Source organism: Nocardioides piscis, assembly GCF_011300215.1.
Taxonomy (GTDB): Bacteria; Actinomycetota; Actinomycetes; order Propionibacteriales; family Nocardioidaceae; genus Nocardioides; species Nocardioides piscis.
Window position 1 is genome coordinate 3,544,647 of record NZ_CP049866.1, and the last position, 20,963, is coordinate 3,565,609.

The following is a 20,963-nucleotide window of genomic DNA, read 5'->3' on the forward strand; positions in this document are numbered from 1 at the left end:
TGCAACCGGTGTTGGACGCTGACGGATCACACTGGTCGTTCCAGGGCGTGGCCGAGTCGCTGGACTCCTTGTTGTGGGAGGCCGTGCCGAGCGCGTTCGTCGAGCGCCACCCGGGAGCAGGGATCGAGGAGTCCTACGGGCAACCCGCGACAGCAATCCCCTGCCTGGACTTCTGGTTCTATCTGGAGTCCGACCGAGTCGTGCTGTCCTGGGAGGGCTACGGGTTCGTCGAGGAAAGCCACGAGCCCTCTGGTGATGGCGACGCGGATGGCCGTGCGCTTGCAGCCAGGCTCGCGGCCCATCTGCGCGTCGCGCTGCCCGGTACGTCAGGCGGCACGTGAGGAGCGGTTCGGCGGTGCGGGCGGGTCGGGATCAGAGTCGACGCGCGTGGTGCCAGTCGAGTCGCGACGATAGGTGTGGCCGTGCGGACTGGTCCACCGGAAGACCCCGCTGGCGGGCTGGCTGACCTGCCATCGCCCGTGGGTCTTGAGACGATGATGTCGTCGACACAGGGCGCCGAGGTTGGAGGTCGTCGTCGCCCCGGGTTGGGCTGGGTCGTCGCAGGCTGCGTGGTGGTCGAACGGGACCGTGTGGTCGAGGTCGCAGCGTCGGGCGGGTTGGCTGCACCACGGGAACACACACGTGCGGTCACGCAGAGCGATCTGTTCGCGTTGGCGGCCGGTCGGCTGATAGCCGGGGGCGGTGAGCTCGGTGTTGAGGTCGATCACGGGTTTGACGGTGATCTTGGTGTGGGAGTCACCGCACCACGACTTCACCAGGTCGAGCACCATGAGCCGTTGCCCCTCGTCCATCCGGCCGAGGTGATCGATCTCGAGCCCACCGGCGAGGCCGGCGCTGAAGTGCAGGTGGAACTCGAGCGCGCGAGCTGCGGGGAGGGACGTCGGCTGACCTGCGAGGTCGGTGTCGGCGGCGAGTCGGGTGGCGCTCGCGAGGTCGAGGGCGAGCTGGCGGCGAGCGAGATGGCCGAGCGCCATCGCGCGACGCGCTCCCAAGGACTCGGTCGAGCCGAGGGCCTTCAGCTCGGCGGCGCCGGTCTGCAGGGCGTGGTCGAGGTCGAGGGCATCGGCGAGGTCGAGCTGGGCAGCGACCGAGGTGGTGCCCCCGAATCCGACCTGGTCGGCGTCGATGGTGACGTGGCGACCATCGGGACACGCGGGGTGCGGATCGTCGGGGTCGACCGGTTCCGCCGGGTGTTGGCGGGCTATGGCCTCGGCGACGAGTCGGTCGAGCTGGGCAGGCCCTACCTTGGCTGCGAAGGGTGTGACCTGGGCGTCGATCCACGCCACCGACGCGGGCGTCAGAGCAGGAGTGGCGTGGATGGTCGCCTCGGCCACGAGCCGCGCACGCCAAGCCGGGACGCATCCGGCGTGAACGGCCGCCCAGAGCCGGGGCAGGCGGTGTCGCAGCTCCAGGGCGTGGCCGATGAGTCGCTTGGCGGCGGTCGTGGAGATCCCCAGCACGGTGCCGAGCTCGGCGATGCAGAACTCCGCCACGGTCGGGCAGCCGTCGCCGGCGATCGCTTCCTCGTGCTCGATCCCGTCGAGGGTGAACGACGCGGCGTGGTGGCGCGACTGGGGCGGGTGCAGGTCGGCCCACCGGGCCGCAGCCTCGAGCTTGCGCGCCGCCGCCGCGTCCTCGGCGGCCTGCTGCGACCGGGCCAGGTCGAGCACCTCACGAGCCGACATCGCGTCGGGCTCGCCGGCCACGGAGGTGGCCCGGGGCGAGGTGCTGATCATGTCTTCGACCCTAGGCGTGACCACCGACAGCGACCGTGACCTCGGACGTGGGGAGCTGCCGTCGGCGCGCGGGTTTCGTGACAGGCGCCAGGGCGCCTTCCTCAACCTCCGACCGATCACAGACGCCGGCACGCTAACCCGCCCGACGCACCTCGCCGCGTCCGTCGCTGAGCCGGGTGACCTCGCGGTAGTGCTCGACCAGACGCTCGTTCACTGCCCACCACGAGCGGCCCAGGACGCTGCGCCGAGCGGTCTCCCCCATCCGTACGCGCAACCGCGGGTCGGCGACCAGCCGCGCGACGTACGCCGCGAGATCTCGTCCGTCCCCAGGACGGTAGAGGAACCCCGCGTCCTCGTCGACGACGTCGATCGGCCCACCGGCGCGCGGTGCGACGACGGGGACGCCGCTGGCGAGGGCCTCCTGGGCAGCCTGGCAGTAGGTCTCGTGCCGCCCGGTGTGGACGAACACGTCGAGGGTGGCGTAGGCGCGGCTCAGGTCCTCACCGTGCAGGACGCCCATGAAGACCGCCCCCGGCAGCAGTGACCGCAGGCGCGCCTCCTCGGGCCCGCCGCCGACGATCACCAGGCGCACCCCGGGCAACCGATTGACGTGCGCGAGCAGCTCCAGCTCCTTCTCCGGCGCGAGGCGACCGACGTAGCCCACGAGGGTCTCCCCACGGGGTGCGAGCTCCCTGCGGAGGTCCTCGTCGCGGTGGCCGGGGTCGAACATCTCCAGGTCGACGCCGCGGGGCCAGCGGGCCAGGCCCGGGACCCTCATCTCCTCGAGCTGGTGGATCGAGGCACTCGACGGCGCCAGCGTGCGGTCGACGGCGAGGTGGATCATCCGGGTCAGCTTGGACATGGCGACAGCACCGCCTGCGATGCCATAGCGCTCAGCAAACCCGACGAGGTCGGTCTGATAGATCGCCACCGTCGGGATGCCCAGCTCACGAGCAGCCCTGGCCGCCTGGTAGCCCAACGTGGCAGGCGACGCGATGTGCACGACGTCCGGCTGGAAGCGCAGCATTGCCGCGCGCAACCGGGTGCGGCTCTCCAGCCCGATGCGGAAGTCCTTGTAGAACGGCAGGCTCGCGCCGCGCGCCAGTGTCACCTGGAAGCCGGCATAGGTCTCCGGGCCGGTGGGAGCGAACACCTCCGCGACGTGGCCCTGGTCGGCGAGGTGCTCCAGCACCCTGCGCACGGAGTTGGTCACCCCGTTGACCTGAGGCAGGAAGGACTCGGTCACCACCAGGACACGCAGCCGGTCGGCATCGACACGGCGGGACTGGAGCGGGACCAGGTTGGACCGGGTGAAGGTCGTGTTGGCGACCGCTGCCCGCTGACGGGCTGTGCGGGTCGTACGGCGGGGACGGCGGATCGGCTGCTGCAGCGTGGCCATGACCGCACCCTGCTCGGGCGGTCACAACAGACCGGGTGGGCCCGGCAGACGACACGTGAACAGCACCTGACGGGTGCCGGACGGCCTATTCGGCCGCGGCGAGCTGCCCGCAGGCGCCGTCGATCTCACGCCCGCGCGTGTCACGCACGGTGGTCGGGATGCCCTTCGCCTCGAGCCGGCGGACGAACTCACGCTCGTCCTTGGGGTCGCTCGCGGTCCACTTCGAGCCCGGGGTCGGGTTGAGCGGGATCAGGTTGACGTGCACCCAGCCCCAGTCGCCATACGAGTTGAGGACGTCACCCAGCAGGTCGGCCCGCTCGGCCTGGTCGTTGATCCCGCGCATCATGGCGTACTCGATCGACACCCGGCGCTTGGTCCTGGCGGCGTAGTTCCACGCGGCCTCGACCGTCTCGGCCACGGAAAAGCGGGTGTTGATGGGCACCAGCTCGTTGCGGAGCTCGTCGTCGGGGGCGTGCAGGCTGAGGGCGAGGGTGACCGGGATCCCCTCGTCGGCGAGCTGGTTGATCCTGGGGACCAACCCGACGGTGGAGACGGTGATGCCGCGGGCGCTCATGCCGAGTCCGGCCGGAGAGGGGTCGGTGAGTCGGCGTACGGCACCGATCACGGCCTTGTAGTTGGCCATCGGCTCGCCCATCCCCATGAAGACGACGTTGGAGACCCGGCCCGGTCCGCCCTCGACCTCTCCGCGTGCCATCGAACGGGCGCCTGCGACGACCTGCTCGACGATCTCGGCGGTCGACATGTTGCGCTGGAGGCCACCTTGGCCCGTGGCACAGAACGGGCAGGCCATTCCACACCCGGCCTGGCTGGACACACAGACCGTGGCGCGATCGGGGTAGCGCATCAGCACCGACTCCACCAGCGCCCCGTCGAAGAGCTTCCACAGGGTCTTGCGGGTCGTGCCCTTGTCCGCCTCCATCGTGCGCAGCGGGGTCATCAGGTGCGGGAGGAGCGCAGCGACGAGCTCGTCGCGCTGTGCGGCGGGCAGGTCCGTCATCTCGGCCGGGTCGTCGACGAGGCGGCCGAAGTAGTGGGTGGAAAGCTGCTTGGCCCGGAAACCCGGCAGACCCATCTCGGTGAGCAGGTCCTTGCGTCCGGCCTCGTCGAGGTCGGCGAGGTGGCGCGGCGGCTTCTTGCGGCCACGCGGCTCGTCGAAGACGAGGGGCAGGGTCTTGATCGGTTCGTCGGGCATCGCCCTGATCATCCCACCCGTCGCGCCGGAGGGCGATTCAGCGTGCGTCGGCGGCGACCATGAAGTAGAGGACGAGGGACGCGACACCGGCGACCACGAGCGCAGTGATCGCCATGCCGATCACCATGAAGATGCCGAAGCGCCTGGTCTTCCGCTTGGCCAGGAGGACGATCGGGAGCACGAGCGCGACCAGCGAGAAGGGGAACAGCTCCTCGGCGCGCTCATAGCTGAACAGCAGCCGCAGGACGCCGGCGATCGCGCCGGGCAGAGCGGTCACGAACAACATGCCGGCGAAGAATCCGCTGATCGCAGCGAACGTCGGGTGGCTGCGGTGCCACCACTCGAAGGTGCGTTCAGGCGTCATGCAGCTCACTCCAGTGCTCGGGACAGGGACTCAGAAGACGAGGTAGTGCAGCACCAGCCAGGTCGGCGCGACCGTGGCGACCAAGGAGTCCAGGCGGTCCATCAGGCCACCGTGGCCGGGGATGATCTGGCTCATGTCCTTGATCCCGAGGTCTCGCTTCATCACCGACTCGCACAGGTCGCCGAGGGTTGCCATGACCACCACGACCAGGCCGAGCAGCACGCCCACCCACCAGTCGCCGTGGAGGAAGAGCGAGACGAGCGCCACGCCGGCTGCGACGCACGCGACGAGCGAGCCGGCGAAACCCTCCCAGGACTTCTTGGGCGAGACGACCGGCGCCATGGGGTGCTTGCCGAAGAGAACGCCTGCGACGTAGCCGCCGGTGTCGGAGGCCACGGTGAGGGCGATGAAGACGATCACCGCGCGCACGCCGACGTCGTCGAAGTCGAGGCCGAACTCTGGTGTCGTCCCGCCCTCGGCGAGCAGCAGCGCGACGAACGAGACGAGGAACGGCACGTAGACGAGGGTGAAGACGGCCGCCGTGACGTTCTGGACGTAGCCGTCGACTCCCCGACGCAACAACCACAGCATGACGCCCAGGGCCGAGACGGCCGTTGCGGCGACGAGAGCCGGCGCACCCCAGAAGTAGGCGACGAACAGCATCGTCACCCCGCCCAGCATCAGCGGCTGCTCGGGGATGTTGATGCCCTTGGCCCCGAGCCCCCGGTGGAGCTCCCACACCGCCACGACCACCGCGACCGCGACGACGAGCAAGAACGCTGTCTTCCAGAAGAACAGCGACAGCAGGATCAGGGCGACCAGCGTGACGCCGGAGATAATCGCTGCCCGGAGGTCGCGCCCGGCGCGCCCGTGGCCGCTCTTGGGCGCGTCCGCAGCCGCCGGCGTGGAGGATTTCGTCATGGTGTGGTGGTCGGCCTCGGCTCAGACCTCGAGAAGCTCGGCTTCCTTGTTCTTGAGCATCTCGTCGATGGCATCGGTGTGCTTCTTGGTCGTGGCGTCGAGCTTCTTCTCGGCGCCCGTCACGTCGTCCTTGCCGACCTCGCCGTCCTTCTCCATCTTCTCCAGCGCCTGCTTGGCAGTACGGCGGACGTTGCGCACAGAAACGCGTCCGTCCTCGGCCTTGCCGCGGGCGAGCTTGATGTAGTCCTTGCGGCGCTCCTCGGTCAGCTCGGGGAACATGCAGCGCAGGATCTTGCCGTCGTTGGAGGGATTGACGCCGAGGTCGGACTCGCGCACCGCCTTCTCGATGGCGGGCATGGCGCTGATGTCGAACGGCGAGATCAAGATGGTGCGAGCGTCTTGGGAGGTGAAGGACGCAAGGGCCTGCAGCGGCGTCGGGGTGCCGTAGTAGTCGGCCACGATCTTGTTGAACATGCTCGGGTTGACCCGACCTGCCCGGATCCCTGCGAACTCCTCACGAGTGGCCTCGACCGACTTGTCCATCTTGCTGTCGGCCTCGGCCAGAACTTCGTTGATCACGAGTTGCTCCTGTGGTGTGTCGGTCGGATGTCGACGTGGTGCTCTGGTCTGGGGGGGCGCGGTGGTCACCCGTCGCGGCTCACCCGGGTGCCGATCTTCTCACCCCGGACGATGCGCAGGATCGCACCCTCGTCCTCGGCCCCGAAGACGATCAGCGGCAGGTTGTTCTCCATGCAGAGAGCGAACGCGGTGGCGTCGGCGATCTTGATGCCCTGCTGCAGTGCCTCGCTGAAGGTCAGGGTGTCGTACTTGGTGGCCAGTGGATCCTTGTTCGGGTCGGCACTGTAGATCCCGTCCACCCCCTGCTTGGCCATCAGCACGACCTCGCAGCGGGTCTCGAGGGCGCGCTGCGCAGCGACGGTGTCGGTCGAGAAGAACGGCATTCCCGCGCCCGCGCCGAAGATGACCACGCGCCCCTTCTCGAGGTGACGCATCGCGCGCCGCGGAATGTAGGGCTCGGCGACCTGGCCCATGGTGATGGCGGTCTGGACGCGGGTCTCGATGCCCTCCTTCTCCAGGAAGTCCTGGAGGGCCAGGCAGTTCATCACGGTGCCGAGCATGCCCATGTAGTCGGCACGGGCCCGGTCCATGCCGCGCTGCTGCATCTCGGCCCCACGGAAGAAGTTGCCGCCGCCGACCACGATGGCCACGCCGACTCCCTCGCGCACCACCGCGGCGATCTCGCGCGCGACCTTGGCCACCACGTCGGGGTCCACACCGATCTTGCCGCCACCGAAGACCTCACCGGAGAGCTTGATCAAGACACGGTTGTAGGTGGTCACGAGGATCCCTTCAGAAGGCTTGGGGTGCGCGAGAAACCTACTCGACGCATGCGGTGGCAAGAAAGGCGAAGGGGCCGTACGCCGCGGCGTACGACCCCTTCGACCAAGAGGGTGGGACTCGAGGTCCAACCTTGGCTCAGGCGCCGACCTCGAAGCGCGCGAAGCGCTTGATGGTCGTGCCGGCCTCGTCGAGGACGGCCTTGACGCTCTTCTTGGCCTCGGAGACGGACTCCTGCTCGAGGAGCACGATCTCCTTGTAGAAGCCACCCAGGCGACCCTCCACGATCTTGGCGATCGCCTGCTCGGGCTTGCCCTCCTCGCGCGTCTTCTGCTCGGCGATGGAGCGCTCGCTCTCGACGACCTCGGCAGGCACCTCGTCACGGGTGAGGTATTGCGCCTTCATGGCCGCGACCTGCATCGCAGCTGCACGAGCTGCGGTCGCGTCGCCCTCGAACTCGACGAGCACGCCGACGGCCGGGGGCAGGTCGGCTGCACGCTTGTGCATGTAGACGACCGTCTCGCCCTCGAAGTAGGCGACCTGGCCGAGCTCGATCTTCTCGCCGATGGTGATCGCCAGGTCCTGGACGACCTCGCCGACGGTCTTGCCGTCGAGCTCGACCGCCTTCAGGGCCTCCGCGTCACTGGCCTTGGCCGCGTCAGCGGCGTCGGCGATGCGCTGGGCGGCGGCGATGAAGACGTCGCCCTTCGCCACGAAGTCGGTCTCGCACTTGAGCTCGACCAGCGCGCCACCGGAGGTGGCGACGAGGCCGGCCGACGCGTCGCGCTCGGCGGCCCGGTTGGCGGCCTTGGCGGCACCCTTGACCCGAAGCAGCTCGACAGCCTTGTCGAAGTCGCCGTCGGTCTCGGTGAGCGCCTTCTTGCAGTCCATCATCCCGGCCTGGGTCAGCTCACGGAGCTTCTTGACGTCGGCTGCGGCGAAGTTGGCCATGGTCCCTCTTCCTTGGTTCGCGTGTGGGGGTGGCGTGGGCCGCGAGTCGCCTCGCGGCCCAGCGCCGTCAGTCGTTCTTCTTCTCGGCGTCCGTGGCCTCAGCGGCAGGCGCCTCAGCGGCAGGCGCCTCAGCGGCAGGCGCCTCAGCGGCAGGCGCCTCAGCGGCGGGCGCCTCGGTCACGGCGTCGGCAGCAGCGTCGGCGGCGGCGGCCTCCGTGCCAGCACCGGTCGACTCGGCTGCGGGGGTGTCCTCGGTCGCGACGTCGCCACCGGTGGCGGCCACGGCGGCCTTGTCGGCGTCACCCTGGAGCAGCTCGCGCTCCCACTCGGCCAGCGGCTCGGCAGCGGTGGCGTCGGCGGTCTTGGAACCGGAGCGCGCGATGAGGCCCTCGGCGACGGCGTCGGCGACCACGCGGGTCAGCAGGCCGACCGCGCGGATCGCGTCGTCGTTGCCCGGGATCGGGAAGTCGACGAGGTCGGGGTCGCAGTTGGAGTCGAGGATGCCGATGATCGGGATCCGCAGCTTGCGGGCCTCCTCGACGGCGAGGTGCTCCTTGTTGGTGTCGACGATCCACACGGCGGAGGGAACCTTCGACATCTCGCGGATGCCGCCCAGGGTGCGGTCGAGCTTGTCGCGCTCGCGCTTCATCTGGAGCAGTTCCTTCTTGGTGCGGTTGGAGCCCGCGACGTCGTCGAAGTCGATCTCGTCGAGCTCCTTGAGACGGTTGATCCGCTGGTGCACCGTCTGGAAGTTGGTGAGCATGCCACCGAGCCAGCGCTGGTTGACGTAGGGCATCCCGACGCGCGTCGCCTGCTCGGCGATGGCCTCCTGGGCCTGCTTCTTGGTGCCGACGAACATCACGACACCGCCCTTGGCGACGGTCTCCTTGACGAAGGCGTAGGACCGGTCGATGTAGGCCAGCGACTGCTGCAGGTCGATGATGTAGATGCCGTTGCGCTCGGTCATGATGAAGCGCTTCATCTTGGGGTTCCAACGACGGGTCTGGTGACCGAAGTGGACGCCGCTCTCGAGCAGCTGGCGCATGGTGACGACTGCCATGTTGTTCTCCTGTGTGGTGGAGGCACTCCTCGTCGTGCTCGACCTTGCTGCAGGCCGTGCCGAGGAACTGGTCTCCGGTTGTTTTGGGTTGCTGCCCCCGACGGGTGTCGGGTGCCCTGACGCTCACGCGCGATCCGATCCGCCCCTGATCGCGGGACAGAACCAACAGATCGGCGCCCACGGGCGATCGGCTCCACGGAGAGAGTCCGTCGTGGTCTGCGAGCGTGCGAAGTCAGCCCGGATCGATCTGGATGGTGCTGGGCTGCTTTGCGAAGCCTAGGCCACGCCTTGCCACCGAGCCAATCGAGCCGTCCCGGGCGCGACGGCGCTCACACCCGGCCCGTGCTCGACCTTGTCCACAGTCTCACGTCGCCAACGGTGACGAGCGGGATGGGTATGGCGACATTGGCCCCATGGATCCGCGATGTATCACCGTCCGTTGCCTGTGCCTGCTCGTGGTGACCACGCTCCTGCAGCTGTCCGTGTCGCCGGCGTCCGGAGCCGACGACCCGGCCTCCGAGTGGCCTCTGGCTCCCGCCCCGGAGGTGGTGAACTACTTCGCACCACCCGCCGATCGCTTTGGCGCAGGTCATCGCGGTGTCGACCTCGCGGGCCGCCTCGGGCAGCCAGTGCTCGCCGCCCGGCCCGGGACCGTCGCGTTCGCGGGCAAGATCGCCGGCAAGCCGGTGGTCACGATCAAGCACGACGACACGACCCGGACGACCTACGAGCCCGTCGACTCCGACCTGGCAGTCGGCGCCACCGTGGCCGCGGGCCAGCAGATCGGGACCCTCCAGCTCGTGTTCAGCCACTGCTTCCCGAGCGCCTGTCTTCATTGGGGGTGGTTGAGAGGGAAGACCTATCTCGACCCCCTCGACCTGGTCGAGCCGGCGAGTGTGCGGCTCTTGCCCCTGTGGCGCGACGAACCCGTCGTCCGCGGCGGGTCCGCCTCGTGGCGGCCACTGTCGCTGCCCTACGCCTCATGGTTCCCGTGGCGCCGCCTCGCTCAGGCGCGCGGGTGGGCCTGGCGATAGGCCTGGCGGAGCCGATCGGTGGTGACGTGGGTGTAGAGCTGCGTCGTGGCCAGGGAGGCATGCCCGAGCAGCTCTTGGACCGACCGCAGATCCGCTCCCCCTCGAGCAGGTGGGTTGCTGCGGTGTGTCGCAGACCGTGCGGCCCGATGTCGGGGGCCCCGGGCACGTCGCGGATTCGCCGATGCACCAGCTCCCTGACGACGCGCTGATCGATGCGGCGACCGCGGGCGCCCAGGAAGAGCGCCGCGCCTGCCCCTTCGACCGCCAGGGTGGGTCGGCCCGTTCTCAGCCAGCGCTCGATCGCACGCGCCGCCGGCTGGCCGTAGGGGGTGGCGCGCTCCTTGCGGCCCTTGCCGAAGACCCGGACCACCCGGCGGTCGGTGTCGACGTCGTCGATGTCGAGGCCGGCGAGCTCACCGACGCGGATGCCAGTGGCATAGAGCAGCTCGAGCATCGCCACGTCCCGCACTCCCACGGGCGAACCGTCATCGGCCGCCGTGGCGGCCGCCTGGATCAACGCGGCCGCCTCGTCTGCCCGGAGCACTGCTGGCAGCGCCTTGTGCTTCTTGGGTGAGCCCAGTGAGGCGCCGGCATCGGTCGGGGCCCGACCCGTGCGCGCCAACCACGCGGTGAAGACGCGGGCCGCCGTGGCCCGGCGCGCGATCGTGGTGCGGGACCTGCCGAGGGACTGTTGGTTGGCGAGCCAGCTGCGCAGGGTGCGCAGGTCGAGCCCGGCGACGTCCTCGATCCCCAGCCTCCCCGCATGGTCGAGCAGGCTGGCCAGGTCGCCGAGATAGGCGCGGACGGTGTGGGGCGTCAGGTCGCGCTCGGAGGTGAGGTGTCGCTCGTAGTCGGCCAGCACCCTGGCCACCGACTCCGACAAAGGCGTCTCGCCCTGCCGCCCGTCGTCTGCCATGCCCCGATCGTAGATCGCGCCGCCCCCAGAGAGCGGCAGCCACGAGGACCGCCCGGGTCATGATCGCGCCGGGCGAGCGAGCCGCCAGCCGTCGACCCCCTGGTGCACGAGCCCCGCTGCGGCCAGGGCGTCGAGCACTCGCTGCGACTCCCGCTCGTCCACCCCGGCGATCCGACCGATCGACAGCGCCGACGCCCCCTGCGCCACCGGCACTGCGTCCAGGACCCGCACCTCGTGCAGGGCGAACCGGTCATGAGGCCTCTCCGGCCCCCTCGGCACGGGCAGGAGGTGCTGCCCACTCACCCCGACGAGCTCGAGGACGTCCTGGCCCGAGGCGACCAGCATGGCGGCACCGCCACGGATCTGGTTGTGGACACCCTGCGACGTCGCGCTCGTCACCGGGCCGGGGACCCCCATCAGCACCCGGCTCAGGACGTCGGCCCAATGGGCAGTGTTGAGCGCACCGCTGCGCACCGCCGCCTCGACGAGCACGGTCCCGCGTGTGAGGGCCGCGATCAGGCGGTTGCGGGCGAGGAAGCGCACCTTGGTGGGCGTCGACCCCAGCGGTGCCTCGGAGACCACCGCGTGGTGGCGGCCGATGTGGTCGATCAGCTCGCGGTGGGTGGCGGGATAGGCCCGATCGGCACCGCACGCGAGCACGGCCACGGTCGGTCCTCCGGCGCCGAGTGCTCCCCGGTGTGCGGCCTGGTCGATCCCGAAGGCAGCCCCGGAGACGAGCGGCGAGCCCGCCCGGACCAACGAGGCAGCGATGTCGGAGGCGACGTCGAAGCCGTAGGAGGTCGCCGAGCGCGAGCCCACCACGGCCACCGATTCGGCCAGCTCGGAGAGCCTCATCGGGCCGCGGACCCACAGGCCCACCGGTGAGCCTCCCAGACCCTGCACCCGCTGGCCGTGGGACAGGTCGTCCAGCTGGTCGGGCCACTCGGCGTCGGCCGGGGTGACGAAGCGGATCCCGGCGCGCTCGGCCACGGCCAGCACCCGCACGGGATCGGTCTCGCGCACCCGGGCCGCCAGCTGTGGGCGGGAGTCGTCGTCCAGGATCTCCTCGACCATCCTGACGGCCCCCGCCCTGGACACCCCGTCGGCGACCTTCGCGTCGCCGGGCTCGACGGCGTGGCTGAGACGCGCTCGAGCCAGTCGCTCGGCCTCCGCACTCATGAGGCGAGCCGCAACACCGAGACGGGCACCGGCCGGCTGGTGCGCAGGGCCAGGGCCGTCTCGACATCCTTGCGATCCGGGGTCTCGTGACAGGCCACGTCGGCCACGGACAGCGCCAGGCGGTGGACCCGCGTCACACCGCGACGGCTGAGCCGTCCGCGGGACATCGCTTCGTCGAGCAGCTCCTGGCCGTCTTCCGGCAAGGGCCAACGCTCGGCGAGGACAGCACTGGGAACGGCCGAGTTGAGCGCGAAGCCGAGTCCTGCGAAGCGCGCGGCCTGCCGGGCGCGGGCTGCGATGACGACCGCCCGCACGTCGGCGGAGGTGCGGCGCACGGCGAAGGGGTCGCGACCGCGGTGGGATCCCATGGGCGTGAGCTCGCGCCACACGTCTATCCGGTCGACCACCGGGCCGCTGAGCTTGCGCTGGTAGTGGCGGCGCACGGCGTCGAGACAGTCACAGGCAAGGCCGCCGGCCTGGGCGTGGAAGTTGCCGCAGGGGCACGGGTTGGCAGCCAGCACCACCATGGCGCGAGCGGGATAGGTCGACGACTCCTCGCCGCGAGCGATCGTGACCTCCCCCGCCTCGAGAGGCTGGCGAAGGGAGTCGATCACGTCGGACCGGAACAGCGGGAACTCGTCGAGGAACAGCACGCCGTGGTGGGCCAGGCTGACCTCGCCGGGCCGAGCCCGACCGGTGCCGCCGCCCAGGACGCTGGCGCGACTCGCGTCGTGATGGGGGGCGAAGAAGGGCGGTCTGGTGACCAGCGCATCGAGCGCCCCCACCAGCGAGTGGACCGCCGTCACCTCGAGGGACTCCTCGAGAGTGAGATCGGGAAGGACTGTCGGGATCCTCTCGGCGACAGTGGTCTTGCCTGCCCCACGTGGGCCGCTGAGCATCAGGTGGTGCCCGCCCGCCGCCGCGACGGTGACGGCATAGATCACCTCTTCCATGCCCTCCACGTCGGCCATGTCCACCTCGTCGCGCAGTTCCTGCCCCCGCCAGGTCAGCAGCCGGGCGGAGGCCGTCCCCTCGACGGGTGGGGCCTCCGGGACCGGCTCATCCCGCAGCTGGGCCACCACTTGCGAGAGCGACCGCATCCCGAACACCGTCATGTCCGGCACCATGGCTGCCTCCCGCGCCTGCGGCTCGGGGACGAAGACCCGGGTGATCCCCCGGGCCCGCGCGGCCAGCACCATCGGCAGCACACCGCGGACCGGACGCAGGTGGCCCGAGAGCGTCAGCTCGCCGATGAAGACCGAGTCGTCGAGCGCCCCGGGCGGCACCCGGTGGTCGGGAGCGCCCTCACGTGGTGGGCTCTGGTCGGCCGCCTTGACCGCGACCGCGATCGCGAGGTCGAAGTGGGTGCCGCTCTTGGGCAGGTCGGCCGGCGTGAGCAGGATCGTCACCCGCCTGGTGGCCGGCCACGAGGGGACGGAGTTGTTGATCGCCATCCGGACCCGGTCACGAGCCTCCTGCAGCGCCCGGTCGGGGCGTCCCACCAGGAAGGTCCCGACCGTGCCCTGGGAGATGTCGACCTGCACGTCGATGAGGTGCCCCTCGGCACCGGTCAGGGCCAGGCAGCGCGCGGTCGCCAGCGACATCAGACCAGCCCCCGGATGTGTTCGATCTCCGGGGTGGAGGACCGCGGACCGAGCACCGTCACGAGATCGAGCCTGACGTCGTCGGGGTGTGCCGAGTGGGCGCGGAGCCACGCTGAGGCCAGCCGGCGCAGCCGGTTGACCTTGGCCTTGGTGATCGCCTCGTGGGGCGTGCCACAGGCGCTGGAGGTGCGCGTCTTCACCTCGCAGATCACCAAGGTCGTGCCATCGCGCAGCACCAGGTCGATCTCACCCTCGGCGCAGCGCCAGTTGTGGTCGAGCAGCACCAGGCCCTGCCGGGTCAGGAATCGGGCCGCGAGGACCTCGCCGTAGGCCCCCAGGGCCTGGTTGTGGTTGAGCCGCGGCGGGCGGGCTGACGTGATGTCCATGTGAGGGCCTCCTGGTCGTGGAGGACCAGCACATCGGCGCCCGCGGACAACGGCACCGCACCGACGCCTGCGCCTGTGGAAGGCGCGGAGTGCGACCGGCCTGTGGACGGTGAGCGACCCGCTGCTCAGCTCTTGGGGGGTTGGATCTCCTGCTCGCTGAGCTCCTCGACGTTGACGTCCTTGAAGGTCAGCACCTTGACGCTCTTGGCGAATCGCGCAGGGCGATACATGTCCCACACCCAGGCATCGGTCATCGAGACCTCGAAGAACACGTCGCCGTTCTCGGTCCGGGCGCGGACGTCGACCTGGTTGCAGAGATAGAACCGGCGATCGGTCTCCACGACGTACTTGAAGATCGAGACGACGTCGCGATACTCCCGGTAGAGGGTGAGCTCCATCTCGGTCTCGTACTTCTCGAGCTCCTCGGCGCTCATGCCCCACCCCTCACTAGACGGCCGGCTCGGCCTCGTCGCCATTGTGCACCGACGCCGGCGGCTCGAGGCCTGCGGCCCGCCGGACGTTGACGAAGCGCATCCGGTGCACCGCTGACGGCCCGTGATCGAGGAGGGCCGCGGAGTGCACGTCGGTGATGTAGCCCTTGTGGGTCTTGAAGTCATAGGCGGGGTACGTCGAGTCGAGCTCGACCATCATCCGGTCCCTCGTGACCTTGGCGAGCACCGACGCGGCAGCGATGCAGGCCGCCACCCGGTCGCCCTTCCACACCGCGAGACCGGGAACCTCGAGTCCGTCCACGGGGAAGCCGTCGGTCAGGACGTAGGACGGGCGGTGGTCGAGCAGGGCCACCGCCCGGCGCAGGGCCTCGACGTTGGCGACGTGCATGCCCAGGCGGTCGCACTCCTCGGAGTCGATCACGACCACCGACCACGCGACTGCTCGGCGTACGACCTGGGCGTAGACGCGCTCGCGGGCCTTCTCGGTCAGCAGCTTGGAGTCCGCGAGGCCGGGGACGACTCCCGCGCGTCCGGGCGGCAAGATGCAGGCGCCGGCCACCAGTGGTCCCGCGCATGCGCCCCGGCCGGCCTCGTCCACGCCCGCGATCGGGTCGATCCCGACCCGCCGCAGGGCACGCTCGTAGCCGTACAGCCCGGCATCGCGCCTGATCGCGGCGCCGGAGGGGAGGTGGGAGAGCGACGTCATCGGGTGAGGGCCCTCAGGACGCGTCGGGGACGTCCTCGAACGAGTCAGGCCGTTCGAGCAGGTCGAAGCGCTGACGCGGCCACAGCAGGACGAAGACCTTGCCGACGACGAGGTCGGCCGAGACGAACTCGCGGCCGGAGACGCAGTCGGTCACCGTCGGCCTGCACATGTGCTGGCTGGAGTCCGCGGAGTGGGCCCGGTTGTCGCCCATGACGAAGATGTGACCGTCGGGCACGGGCCCGGTCTTCCAGTCACGGTCGCACTTCAGGCCGGTGGGCATCGGACCGTTGCACTTGGTGCCCTTCTCGTCGCGGAGATAGGTGCCCTCTTCGAGGGGCTTGCCGTTGAGCAGGATCCGCCCCTGGTCGTCGCAGCACTCGATGGTGTCACCGGCCACCCCGATGACGCGCTTGACCAGGTGTCCGCCGGTCGGGTAGAGCCCGATCTTGGCCATCACCTTCGGGATGGTGCCCGTGGGGCCGGCGGCCGCCGCTCCGTCGAGCCAGCCGCCGGGGTCCTTGAACACCACGACGTCGCCACGCTGGGGCTTGCCGTCACCCCAGTAGGACACCTTCTGCACCAGGATCCGGTCGTCCTTGACCAGGCCTGGCTCCATCGACTCCGACGGGATGTAGAAGGCCTGCAGGAAGAGCGCCTTGATGGCGATCGCGAGCACCAGCGCCACGGCCAGCAGCAGGATCGTCTCCTGCCACAGGGGCAGCTGGTGCTTCTTCTCCTTCTTGCCCACCGACGACGACGACCGGGGTCCGTCCGGCTGGGTCTCAGTCGGGACGGAGCCGCGGTCGCTTGAAGTCACGAGCAGAGACTAACCAGTGCTTGGTCGCTCAGAACTCGCGGCGCTCCTTGATCTTGGCGGCCTTGCCGCGCAGGTTGCGCAGGTAGTAGAGCTTGGCGCGACGCACGTCACCACGGGTGACGATCTCGATCTTGTCGAAGATCGGGGAGTGCATCGGGAAGGTGCGCTCCACGCCGACGCCGAAGGAGACCTTGCGGACGGTGAAGGTGCGGCCGACGCCGGAGCCGTGGATGCGGATGACGACGCCCTGGAACTGCTGGACGCGCGAACGGCTGCCCTCGACCACCTTCACGTGGACGTTGACGGTGTCACCGGCGCGGAAGGCCGGGACGTCGGTGCGCAGGTTGGCGCTGACGAGCTCGGTGAGCACGTTGGTCATGGTTGCTCCTCACGGATGCCACAGGTCGGCCGCGGAATTGAGGTGGAGGATCGATGCGGTCCCGCCGTGCTGGCCGGCGGCGTCGCACACCCCCTGTGGCAGGTGGTCGTCGCGGATCCCCCGCGCAACTTCACGGGGCGATCGTTTGGCCGGCAGGACCAAGGGTTGAGTCTGCCAGACCCGCGCGCGTGCCGCGAAATCGCACCTGTCAGCGCGAGCGTGACGGCCCCGTGCGCGAGCGCGGCTTGGTCAGCACGACCGCACCCTCCGGCGCCGGCCGGTCGGGGCGCAGCCGGAACCCGGCCTTCTTGTACATCGCGATGTTGCGGACGCTGCCGACGCCGGTGAACAGGACGTATGTCGAGAGGCTGGCCGGGGCAGCCGCCTCGATCAGCGCCAGCAGCTGGCGGCCCAGCCCGCGGCCCTGCAGGTCGGGGGCGACCATGATCCGGCCGATGTCCCACTCCTCGTGGGCGACGCGGCCGCGCACCGCACCCAGCAACCGTCCCGACGCGGGGTCGCGGGCGACGTACGTCGTCCACTCCCCCAGCCAGTGGCGCACGTCGTCGAGGGACTCGGCCAGGGCCGGGATCGAGACGCCGGGGTTGGCCTCCTGCTCCTGCAGCCAACAGGCACGCTGGAGCGTGAAGAGCTCGCCCGCGTCGGCCGCGGTCGCAGCCCGGACGTCGAGGTCGGCCAGGTCGCCCACCAACCCGTGGGAGGCGGCGAGGTCCGGCCGTCGTTCGACCGTACGGCGCTGGGCGTGGTCGCGCCGCCAGTCCGCGACCCGGCCGTGGTCGCCCGAGAGCAGCACCGGCGGCACCTCGCGGCCGCGCCACACCGCGGGCTTGGTGTAGACGGGGTATTCGAGCAGGCCGTCCTCGTGGGACTCCTCGACGAGCGACTCGGCGTTGCCCATGAACCCCGGCAGGAGCCGCACCACGGCCTCGGTGATCGCGAGCGCTGCGACCTCGCCGCCGTTGAGGACGTAGTCGCCGAGCGACACCTCGCGCACCGAACCGATGGTTGCAGCGTGCTCGATGACCCGCTGGTCGATGCCCTCATACCGGCCGCAGGCGAAGACGAGGTGCTCGTGGGTCGACAGCTCCTTCGCGAGCGCCTGCGTGAACGGCTGCCCGCTGGGGGTGGTGAAGATGATCGTGGCCCCCGTTGCGACCTCGTCGAGCGCCTGTCCCCACGGCTCGGGCTTCATCACCATGCCGGCGCCGCCGCCGTAGGGCGTGTCGTCGACCGTGCGGTGCTTGTCGCCGGTCCAGTCACGCAGGTCGTGCACGCCGATGTCGAGCAGCCCCTTGGCGCGGGCCTTGCCCGGCAGGCTCAGCCCGAGCGGGTCGAGGTAGGCGGGGAAGATCGAGATGATGTCGATCTTCACGCGTCGGTCTTCTCGTCGGGGAACGGCGCCACGAGGCCGGGCCGGTCGGCGATGACCACCCGTCCCGCCTCGACGTCCACCTCGGGCACGAGCGCGGCCACGAACGGCACCAGCGTGTCGCGGCCGTCGAGGGCCCGGATCCCGAGGAGGTCCTGGGCGGAGCCGTGGACGACGGTCGTCACCTCGCCGAGACGGGTGCCGGCCTCGTCGTATGCCGACAGGCCGATCAGCTGGTGGTCATAGAACTCGTCAGGGTCCTTCGGTGCGTCCGCGGGGCTCAGCGTGGCGTGCAGGACGGTGCCGCGGACCGCCTCCGCGGCGTCGCGGTCGGGGACCTCCTCGAAGGTCACCAGCAGCACCCCCTGGTGCCAGCGGCTGCGGGAGACGGTCAGGCTGGTCAGCCGGCTGGCCGAGTCCTGGGGCGGCTGGGCTCGCAGCGCCGTACGCGGAGCGAATCGGCTCTCCGGCTCGTCCGTGCGGACGTCGACGGTGACCTCGCCCCGGAGACCGTGCGGCTTTCCGATCCGACCGACGACGACCTCGATGCTCTCGCTCACGGGCGACAGGTTATGCCGACGCACACCAGACGCAGAACGGGCGCCACCCCCAGAAGGGGAGACGCCCGTTCGACGAAGCGGAGCCTGTCAGCGCCGCCGGTCGACGTCCACGAAGTCGACCCGCGCGTCACCGCGGCCGGCGAGGGCCGAGATGACCGTGCGGAACGCCGTGGCGGTCCGACCGTTGCGGCCGATCACCTTGCCGAGGTCGTCGGGATGCACCCTGACCTCGAGGATCGAGCCGCGACGCAGCTGCTTGTCGCGCACCGAGACCTCGTCGGGGTTGTCGACGACACCGCGCACGAGGTGCTCGAGAGCTTCGGCGAGCATTCGCTCAGGCCTCGGTCTTCGGCTCGGCCGACTCGGAGGTGGCTTCCTCGGTCGCTGCTGCGTCGGCCTCGACGACCTCGGCGGTCGGCTCGGCGGGAGCCTCGGCCGGGGTCTCCTCGGCGGGGGTCTCGGCCTTGGCGTCGCCCTTGGCCTTGCCCTTGGCCTCGAAGGCTGCTGCAGGCTCTTCGGTCTTCTTCTCGGCCTTCTTCTTCGAGGTCACCGCTGCGCCCTTGGGCTCGTTGGTGGCCTCCTTCAGGGCCTCGTTGAAGATCTCGAGCTTGTCGCGCTTGGGCTCCTTGACGCGCAGGGTGCCCTCGGCGCCCGGGAGGCCCTTGAACTTCTGCCAGTCACCGGTGACCTTGAGGATGGCCTCGACGGCCTCGGTCGGCTGGGCGCCGACGCCGAGCCAGTACTGGGCCCGCTCGGAGACGACGTCGATGTAGGACGGGTCCTCCTTGGGGTGGTACTTGCCGATCTCCTCGATCACGCGACCATCGCGCTTCTTGCGCGAGTCGACGATGACGATGCGGTATTGCGGGACCCGGATCTTGCCCAGGCGCTTCAAACGGATCTTGACGGCCACGTCTGTGGAGTCTCCTCAAGGAATATGTGGTGTGTGGACTGACCCCAGCCAGGTGGGGACCGGGTCGGGTCGGTCCGGGGGGCGCAACACTGGGCGGGTGAGAGGGCCCGTCCACCGCTGCGACTCAGCGCCCGATTCTGCCAGACGCGCCCCGCTGCTACGAATCCAGCCCGATCAAGCGTCGCAACGGTGTCACGCCGTCCACCTCGAGGGCGTACGGCGAGCGCACCAGCTCGCGCGCCGTGAGGACCAGCTGCTGGTTGGTCGCCCACTCCCCCTCGCGCCGCGTCTTGCGGACCACGCCGTTGGGTCGGTAGCCGACCTTGCGGCTCACCGCGAGGGACGCGGGGTTGTCGGTGAAGGCGCCGGAGGTTATCTCCTCGGCCTCGAGGTGTTCGAACAGGAAGGCGCACAGGGTCTGCCGCATCAGGGTGCCGATTCCCTTGCCCTGGTGGGCCAGGCCGAGCCAGGAGCCCGTCTCCCCGGTGCGGGTCACCCGGTAGTCGGAGGTCGAGAAGCCCTGGACCCCGACGAGCTCCCCGCCATGGAGGACCGCGAGGTTGAGGTCCCACGACTCCGGCGAGAAGCCAGCACGGGTCTGCCAGTGATATCTCACGAAGTTGAGCGGGAGCTCGTCGACCGGAGCCTGCGTCCAGGGCACGTAGAACGGCATCGACTCGGGCGGGTGGATGCCCCTGGTCGCGAGGTCGGCCAGCGCCGCGAGCACGTCGTCGGTGATGCCGCGCAGCTCGAGCGGGCCCGACCGCACGCGGAGCCCGAGGGGCGGGAAGATGTCGGCGATGTCGGCGATGTCGCGCATGACCGCATTGTGTCGCCCCGTCCGCATGACCCGAAGTGACTATGCGTTTTGGCCCGATCCTCCGGTTGTCTGGACCAGTGCCGGGAGGCACACTCGACGGACGGGCTCCCCCGGCTCGCCCGATATCCACAGACTTCTAGGAGCACTCTCCCCATGCACAAGACCCGACGCATCATCGCGACCGCTGTCGCGACCGCGGCCTTGGTAGCACCCTCCGCGGCGACGACCTTCGCTGTTGCGGCCGACGCCCCCGCCCACTCGACCAAGGCGAAGAAGGCCAAGAAGGAGAAGGCGGCCAAGGTTTCCAAGCCGCAGACCAAGCAGCTCCTCAAGGACGTGTCCGGCAAGGACAAGCGCCTGGCCCGACTGGCGACCAGCGGCTCTGTGGTGAACCTCGCGGACGACGTCGAGGCCGAGGTCGTCGCCAACATCGACGAGGCCCGGACGGCGCTGGCTGACGTCAGGACGGCCGTCGAGGCCGCTGACTCGACGCTCGACACCCGCGCTGCCCGCAAGGACCTGCGCAGCTTCCGGGTGGAGAACTTCCGCCTGGTCGTCAACATCCTCAAGCAGGCCGAGGGCCTGGCCGCGGACGCGGCTGCCGACCCCGAGGCCACTGCCCACCTCGTTGCCGCCGAGGACGCTGCGTTGGCGATCACCGCCACCAGCACCAAGGCCGACGTCAAGGCCGCCCGCGCCCACCTGCAGGCAGCACACGCCGAGCTCGAGCCCACCGAGGACGAGGTCGAGCCGGTCCCGGCCGTCTGACCGACGCACCCGCTG

At 70.0% G+C, this 20,963-nt stretch carries 24 protein-coding genes and 2 pseudogenes; 3 read left to right on the top strand and 23 right to left on the bottom strand.

Annotated features, from left to right (window positions below; translation table 11 throughout):
* The first annotated feature begins 8 nt into the window (after positions 1-8).
* A complete protein-coding gene (locus tag G7071_RS17425; protein ID WP_166320639.1) occupies positions 9-341 on the top strand; it encodes a hypothetical protein in 333 nt (110 codons plus the stop codon).
* Here G7071_RS17425 and G7071_RS17430 read toward each other — a convergent pair.
* From G7071_RS17430 to rpsB, 9 genes are all read right to left on the bottom strand, one after another.
* Positions 327-1,757, bottom strand: coding sequence for an HNH endonuclease signature motif containing protein (locus G7071_RS17430; protein ID WP_166320640.1), 1,431 nt, complete (start codon positions 1,755-1,757; stop codon positions 327-329). The two genes, G7071_RS17425 and G7071_RS17430, sit on opposite strands and share 15 nt — an antisense overlap.
* A gap of 133 nt (positions 1,758-1,890) precedes the next feature.
* On the bottom strand, positions 1,891-3,156 hold the full coding sequence (locus G7071_RS17435; RefSeq protein ID WP_166320641.1) for a glycosyltransferase family 4 protein: 1,266 nt from the start codon (positions 3,154-3,156) through the stop codon (positions 1,891-1,893).
* 85 nt (positions 3,157-3,241) lie between these two features.
* A complete protein-coding gene (gene rlmN / locus G7071_RS17440; RefSeq protein ID WP_166320642.1) occupies positions 3,242-4,369 on the bottom strand; it encodes a dual-specificity RNA methyltransferase RlmN in 1,128 nt (375 codons plus the stop codon).
* Between the two features lie 37 nt (positions 4,370-4,406).
* Positions 4,407-4,733: a hypothetical protein gene (locus G7071_RS17445; protein ID WP_166320643.1), complete on the bottom strand. Its 327-nt coding sequence runs from the start codon at positions 4,731-4,733 to the stop codon at positions 4,407-4,409.
* 30 nt (positions 4,734-4,763) lie between these two features.
* Positions 4,764-5,654, bottom strand: coding sequence for a phosphatidate cytidylyltransferase (locus G7071_RS17450; protein ID WP_166320644.1), 891 nt, complete (start codon positions 5,652-5,654; stop codon positions 4,764-4,766).
* 21 nt (positions 5,655-5,675) lie between these two features.
* The gene (gene frr, locus G7071_RS17455) at positions 5,676-6,230 is read right to left on the bottom strand and encodes a ribosome recycling factor (RefSeq protein WP_206063061.1); all 555 of its coding nucleotides are present in this window, start codon (positions 6,228-6,230) and stop codon (positions 5,676-5,678) included.
* A 68-nt stretch (positions 6,231-6,298) separates the two neighbouring features.
* On the bottom strand, positions 6,299-7,015 hold the full coding sequence (gene pyrH / locus G7071_RS17460; RefSeq protein ID WP_166320646.1) for a UMP kinase: 717 nt from the start codon (positions 7,013-7,015) through the stop codon (positions 6,299-6,301).
* 136 nt (positions 7,016-7,151) lie between these two features.
* The gene (tsf, locus tag G7071_RS17465) at positions 7,152-7,964 is read right to left on the bottom strand and encodes a translation elongation factor Ts (RefSeq protein ID WP_166320647.1); all 813 of its coding nucleotides are present in this window, start codon (positions 7,962-7,964) and stop codon (positions 7,152-7,154) included.
* Positions 7,965-8,031: 67 nt separating this feature from the next.
* On the bottom strand, positions 8,032-9,024 hold the full coding sequence (rpsB, locus tag G7071_RS17470) for a 30S ribosomal protein S2 (RefSeq protein ID WP_166320648.1): 993 nt from the start codon (positions 9,022-9,024) through the stop codon (positions 8,032-8,034).
* A gap of 413 nt (positions 9,025-9,437) precedes the next feature.
* On the opposite strand from rpsB, the gene G7071_RS17475 reads away from it, so the two are divergent.
* Positions 9,438-10,058, top strand: a complete 621-nt coding sequence (locus tag G7071_RS17475) for a M23 family metallopeptidase (RefSeq protein WP_166320649.1) — start codon at positions 9,438-9,440, stop codon at positions 10,056-10,058.
* Here G7071_RS17475 and G7071_RS17480 read toward each other — a convergent pair.
* The 14 genes and pseudogenes from G7071_RS17480 to G7071_RS17540 form a co-directional block, all read right to left on the bottom strand.
* Positions 10,031-10,974: pseudogene (locus G7071_RS17480) on the bottom strand (tyrosine recombinase XerC). The gene G7071_RS17475 and the pseudogene G7071_RS17480 sit on opposite strands and share 28 nt — an antisense overlap.
* Positions 10,975-11,031: 57 nt before the next feature.
* Positions 11,032-12,153: a DNA-processing protein DprA gene (gene dprA / locus G7071_RS17485; protein WP_166320650.1), complete on the bottom strand. Its 1,122-nt coding sequence runs from the start codon at positions 12,151-12,153 to the stop codon at positions 11,032-11,034.
* Positions 12,150-13,757 (bottom strand): YifB family Mg chelatase-like AAA ATPase, encoded by a 1,608-nt coding sequence (locus tag G7071_RS17490; protein WP_166320651.1) that lies wholly within the window; start codon positions 13,755-13,757, stop codon positions 12,150-12,152. Before G7071_RS17490 ends, dprA begins: the two co-directional genes overlap by 4 nt.
* The gene (locus tag G7071_RS17495; RefSeq protein WP_166320652.1) at positions 13,757-14,143 is read right to left on the bottom strand and encodes a YraN family protein; all 387 of its coding nucleotides are present in this window, start codon (positions 14,141-14,143) and stop codon (positions 13,757-13,759) included. The genes G7071_RS17490 and G7071_RS17495 overlap by 1 nt, the downstream gene beginning before the upstream one ends.
* 125 nt (positions 14,144-14,268) lie before the next feature.
* Entirely contained in the window at positions 14,269-14,577 is a 309-nt protein-coding gene (locus G7071_RS17500; RefSeq protein ID WP_166320653.1) for a DUF2469 domain-containing protein, read from the bottom strand.
* 13 nt (positions 14,578-14,590) lie between these two features.
* Positions 14,591-15,301: a ribonuclease HII gene (locus G7071_RS17505; protein ID WP_166320654.1), complete on the bottom strand. Its 711-nt coding sequence runs from the start codon at positions 15,299-15,301 to the stop codon at positions 14,591-14,593.
* A 13-nt stretch (positions 15,302-15,314) separates the two neighbouring features.
* Positions 15,315-16,118, bottom strand: coding sequence for a signal peptidase I (gene lepB / locus G7071_RS17510; RefSeq protein WP_166320655.1), 804 nt, complete (start codon positions 16,116-16,118; stop codon positions 15,315-15,317).
* 28 nt (positions 16,119-16,146) lie between these two features.
* A complete protein-coding gene (gene rplS / locus G7071_RS17515) occupies positions 16,147-16,497 on the bottom strand; it encodes a 50S ribosomal protein L19 (RefSeq protein ID WP_166320656.1) in 351 nt (116 codons plus the stop codon).
* A 208-nt stretch (positions 16,498-16,705) separates the two neighbouring features.
* Entirely contained in the window at positions 16,706-17,206 is a 501-nt protein-coding gene (locus tag G7071_RS19480; protein ID WP_246210668.1) for a GNAT family N-acetyltransferase, read from the bottom strand.
* A gap of 9 nt (positions 17,207-17,215) precedes the next feature.
* Positions 17,216-17,890 (bottom strand): annotated as a pseudogene (gene trmD / locus G7071_RS19485) (tRNA (guanosine(37)-N1)-methyltransferase TrmD); the annotation flags it as partial.
* Entirely contained in the window at positions 17,887-18,447 is a 561-nt protein-coding gene (gene rimM / locus G7071_RS17525) for a ribosome maturation factor RimM (RefSeq protein ID WP_206062840.1), read from the bottom strand. The gene rimM and the pseudogene trmD, both read right to left, overlap by 4 nt.
* Positions 18,448-18,534: 87 nt before the next feature.
* Positions 18,535-18,777: an RNA-binding protein gene (locus tag G7071_RS17530; RefSeq protein WP_166320658.1), complete on the bottom strand. Its 243-nt coding sequence runs from the start codon at positions 18,775-18,777 to the stop codon at positions 18,535-18,537.
* Positions 18,778-18,781: 4 nt separating this feature from the next.
* Positions 18,782-19,360 carry a 30S ribosomal protein S16 gene (rpsP, locus tag G7071_RS17535; RefSeq protein ID WP_166320659.1) on the bottom strand — a complete coding sequence of 193 codons (579 nt, stop codon included), beginning with the start codon at positions 19,358-19,360 and terminating at the stop codon, positions 18,782-18,784.
* A gap of 157 nt (positions 19,361-19,517) precedes the next feature.
* Positions 19,518-20,180: a GNAT family N-acetyltransferase gene (locus tag G7071_RS17540; protein ID WP_166320660.1), complete on the bottom strand. Its 663-nt coding sequence runs from the start codon at positions 20,178-20,180 to the stop codon at positions 19,518-19,520.
* A 153-nt stretch (positions 20,181-20,333) separates the two neighbouring features.
* Between G7071_RS17540 and G7071_RS17545 the strand changes: the two genes are divergently transcribed.
* On the top strand, positions 20,334-20,948 hold the full coding sequence (locus G7071_RS17545; RefSeq protein WP_166320661.1) for a hypothetical protein: 615 nt from the start codon (positions 20,334-20,336) through the stop codon (positions 20,946-20,948).
* The last annotated feature ends 15 nt before the right edge of the window (positions 20,949-20,963 follow it).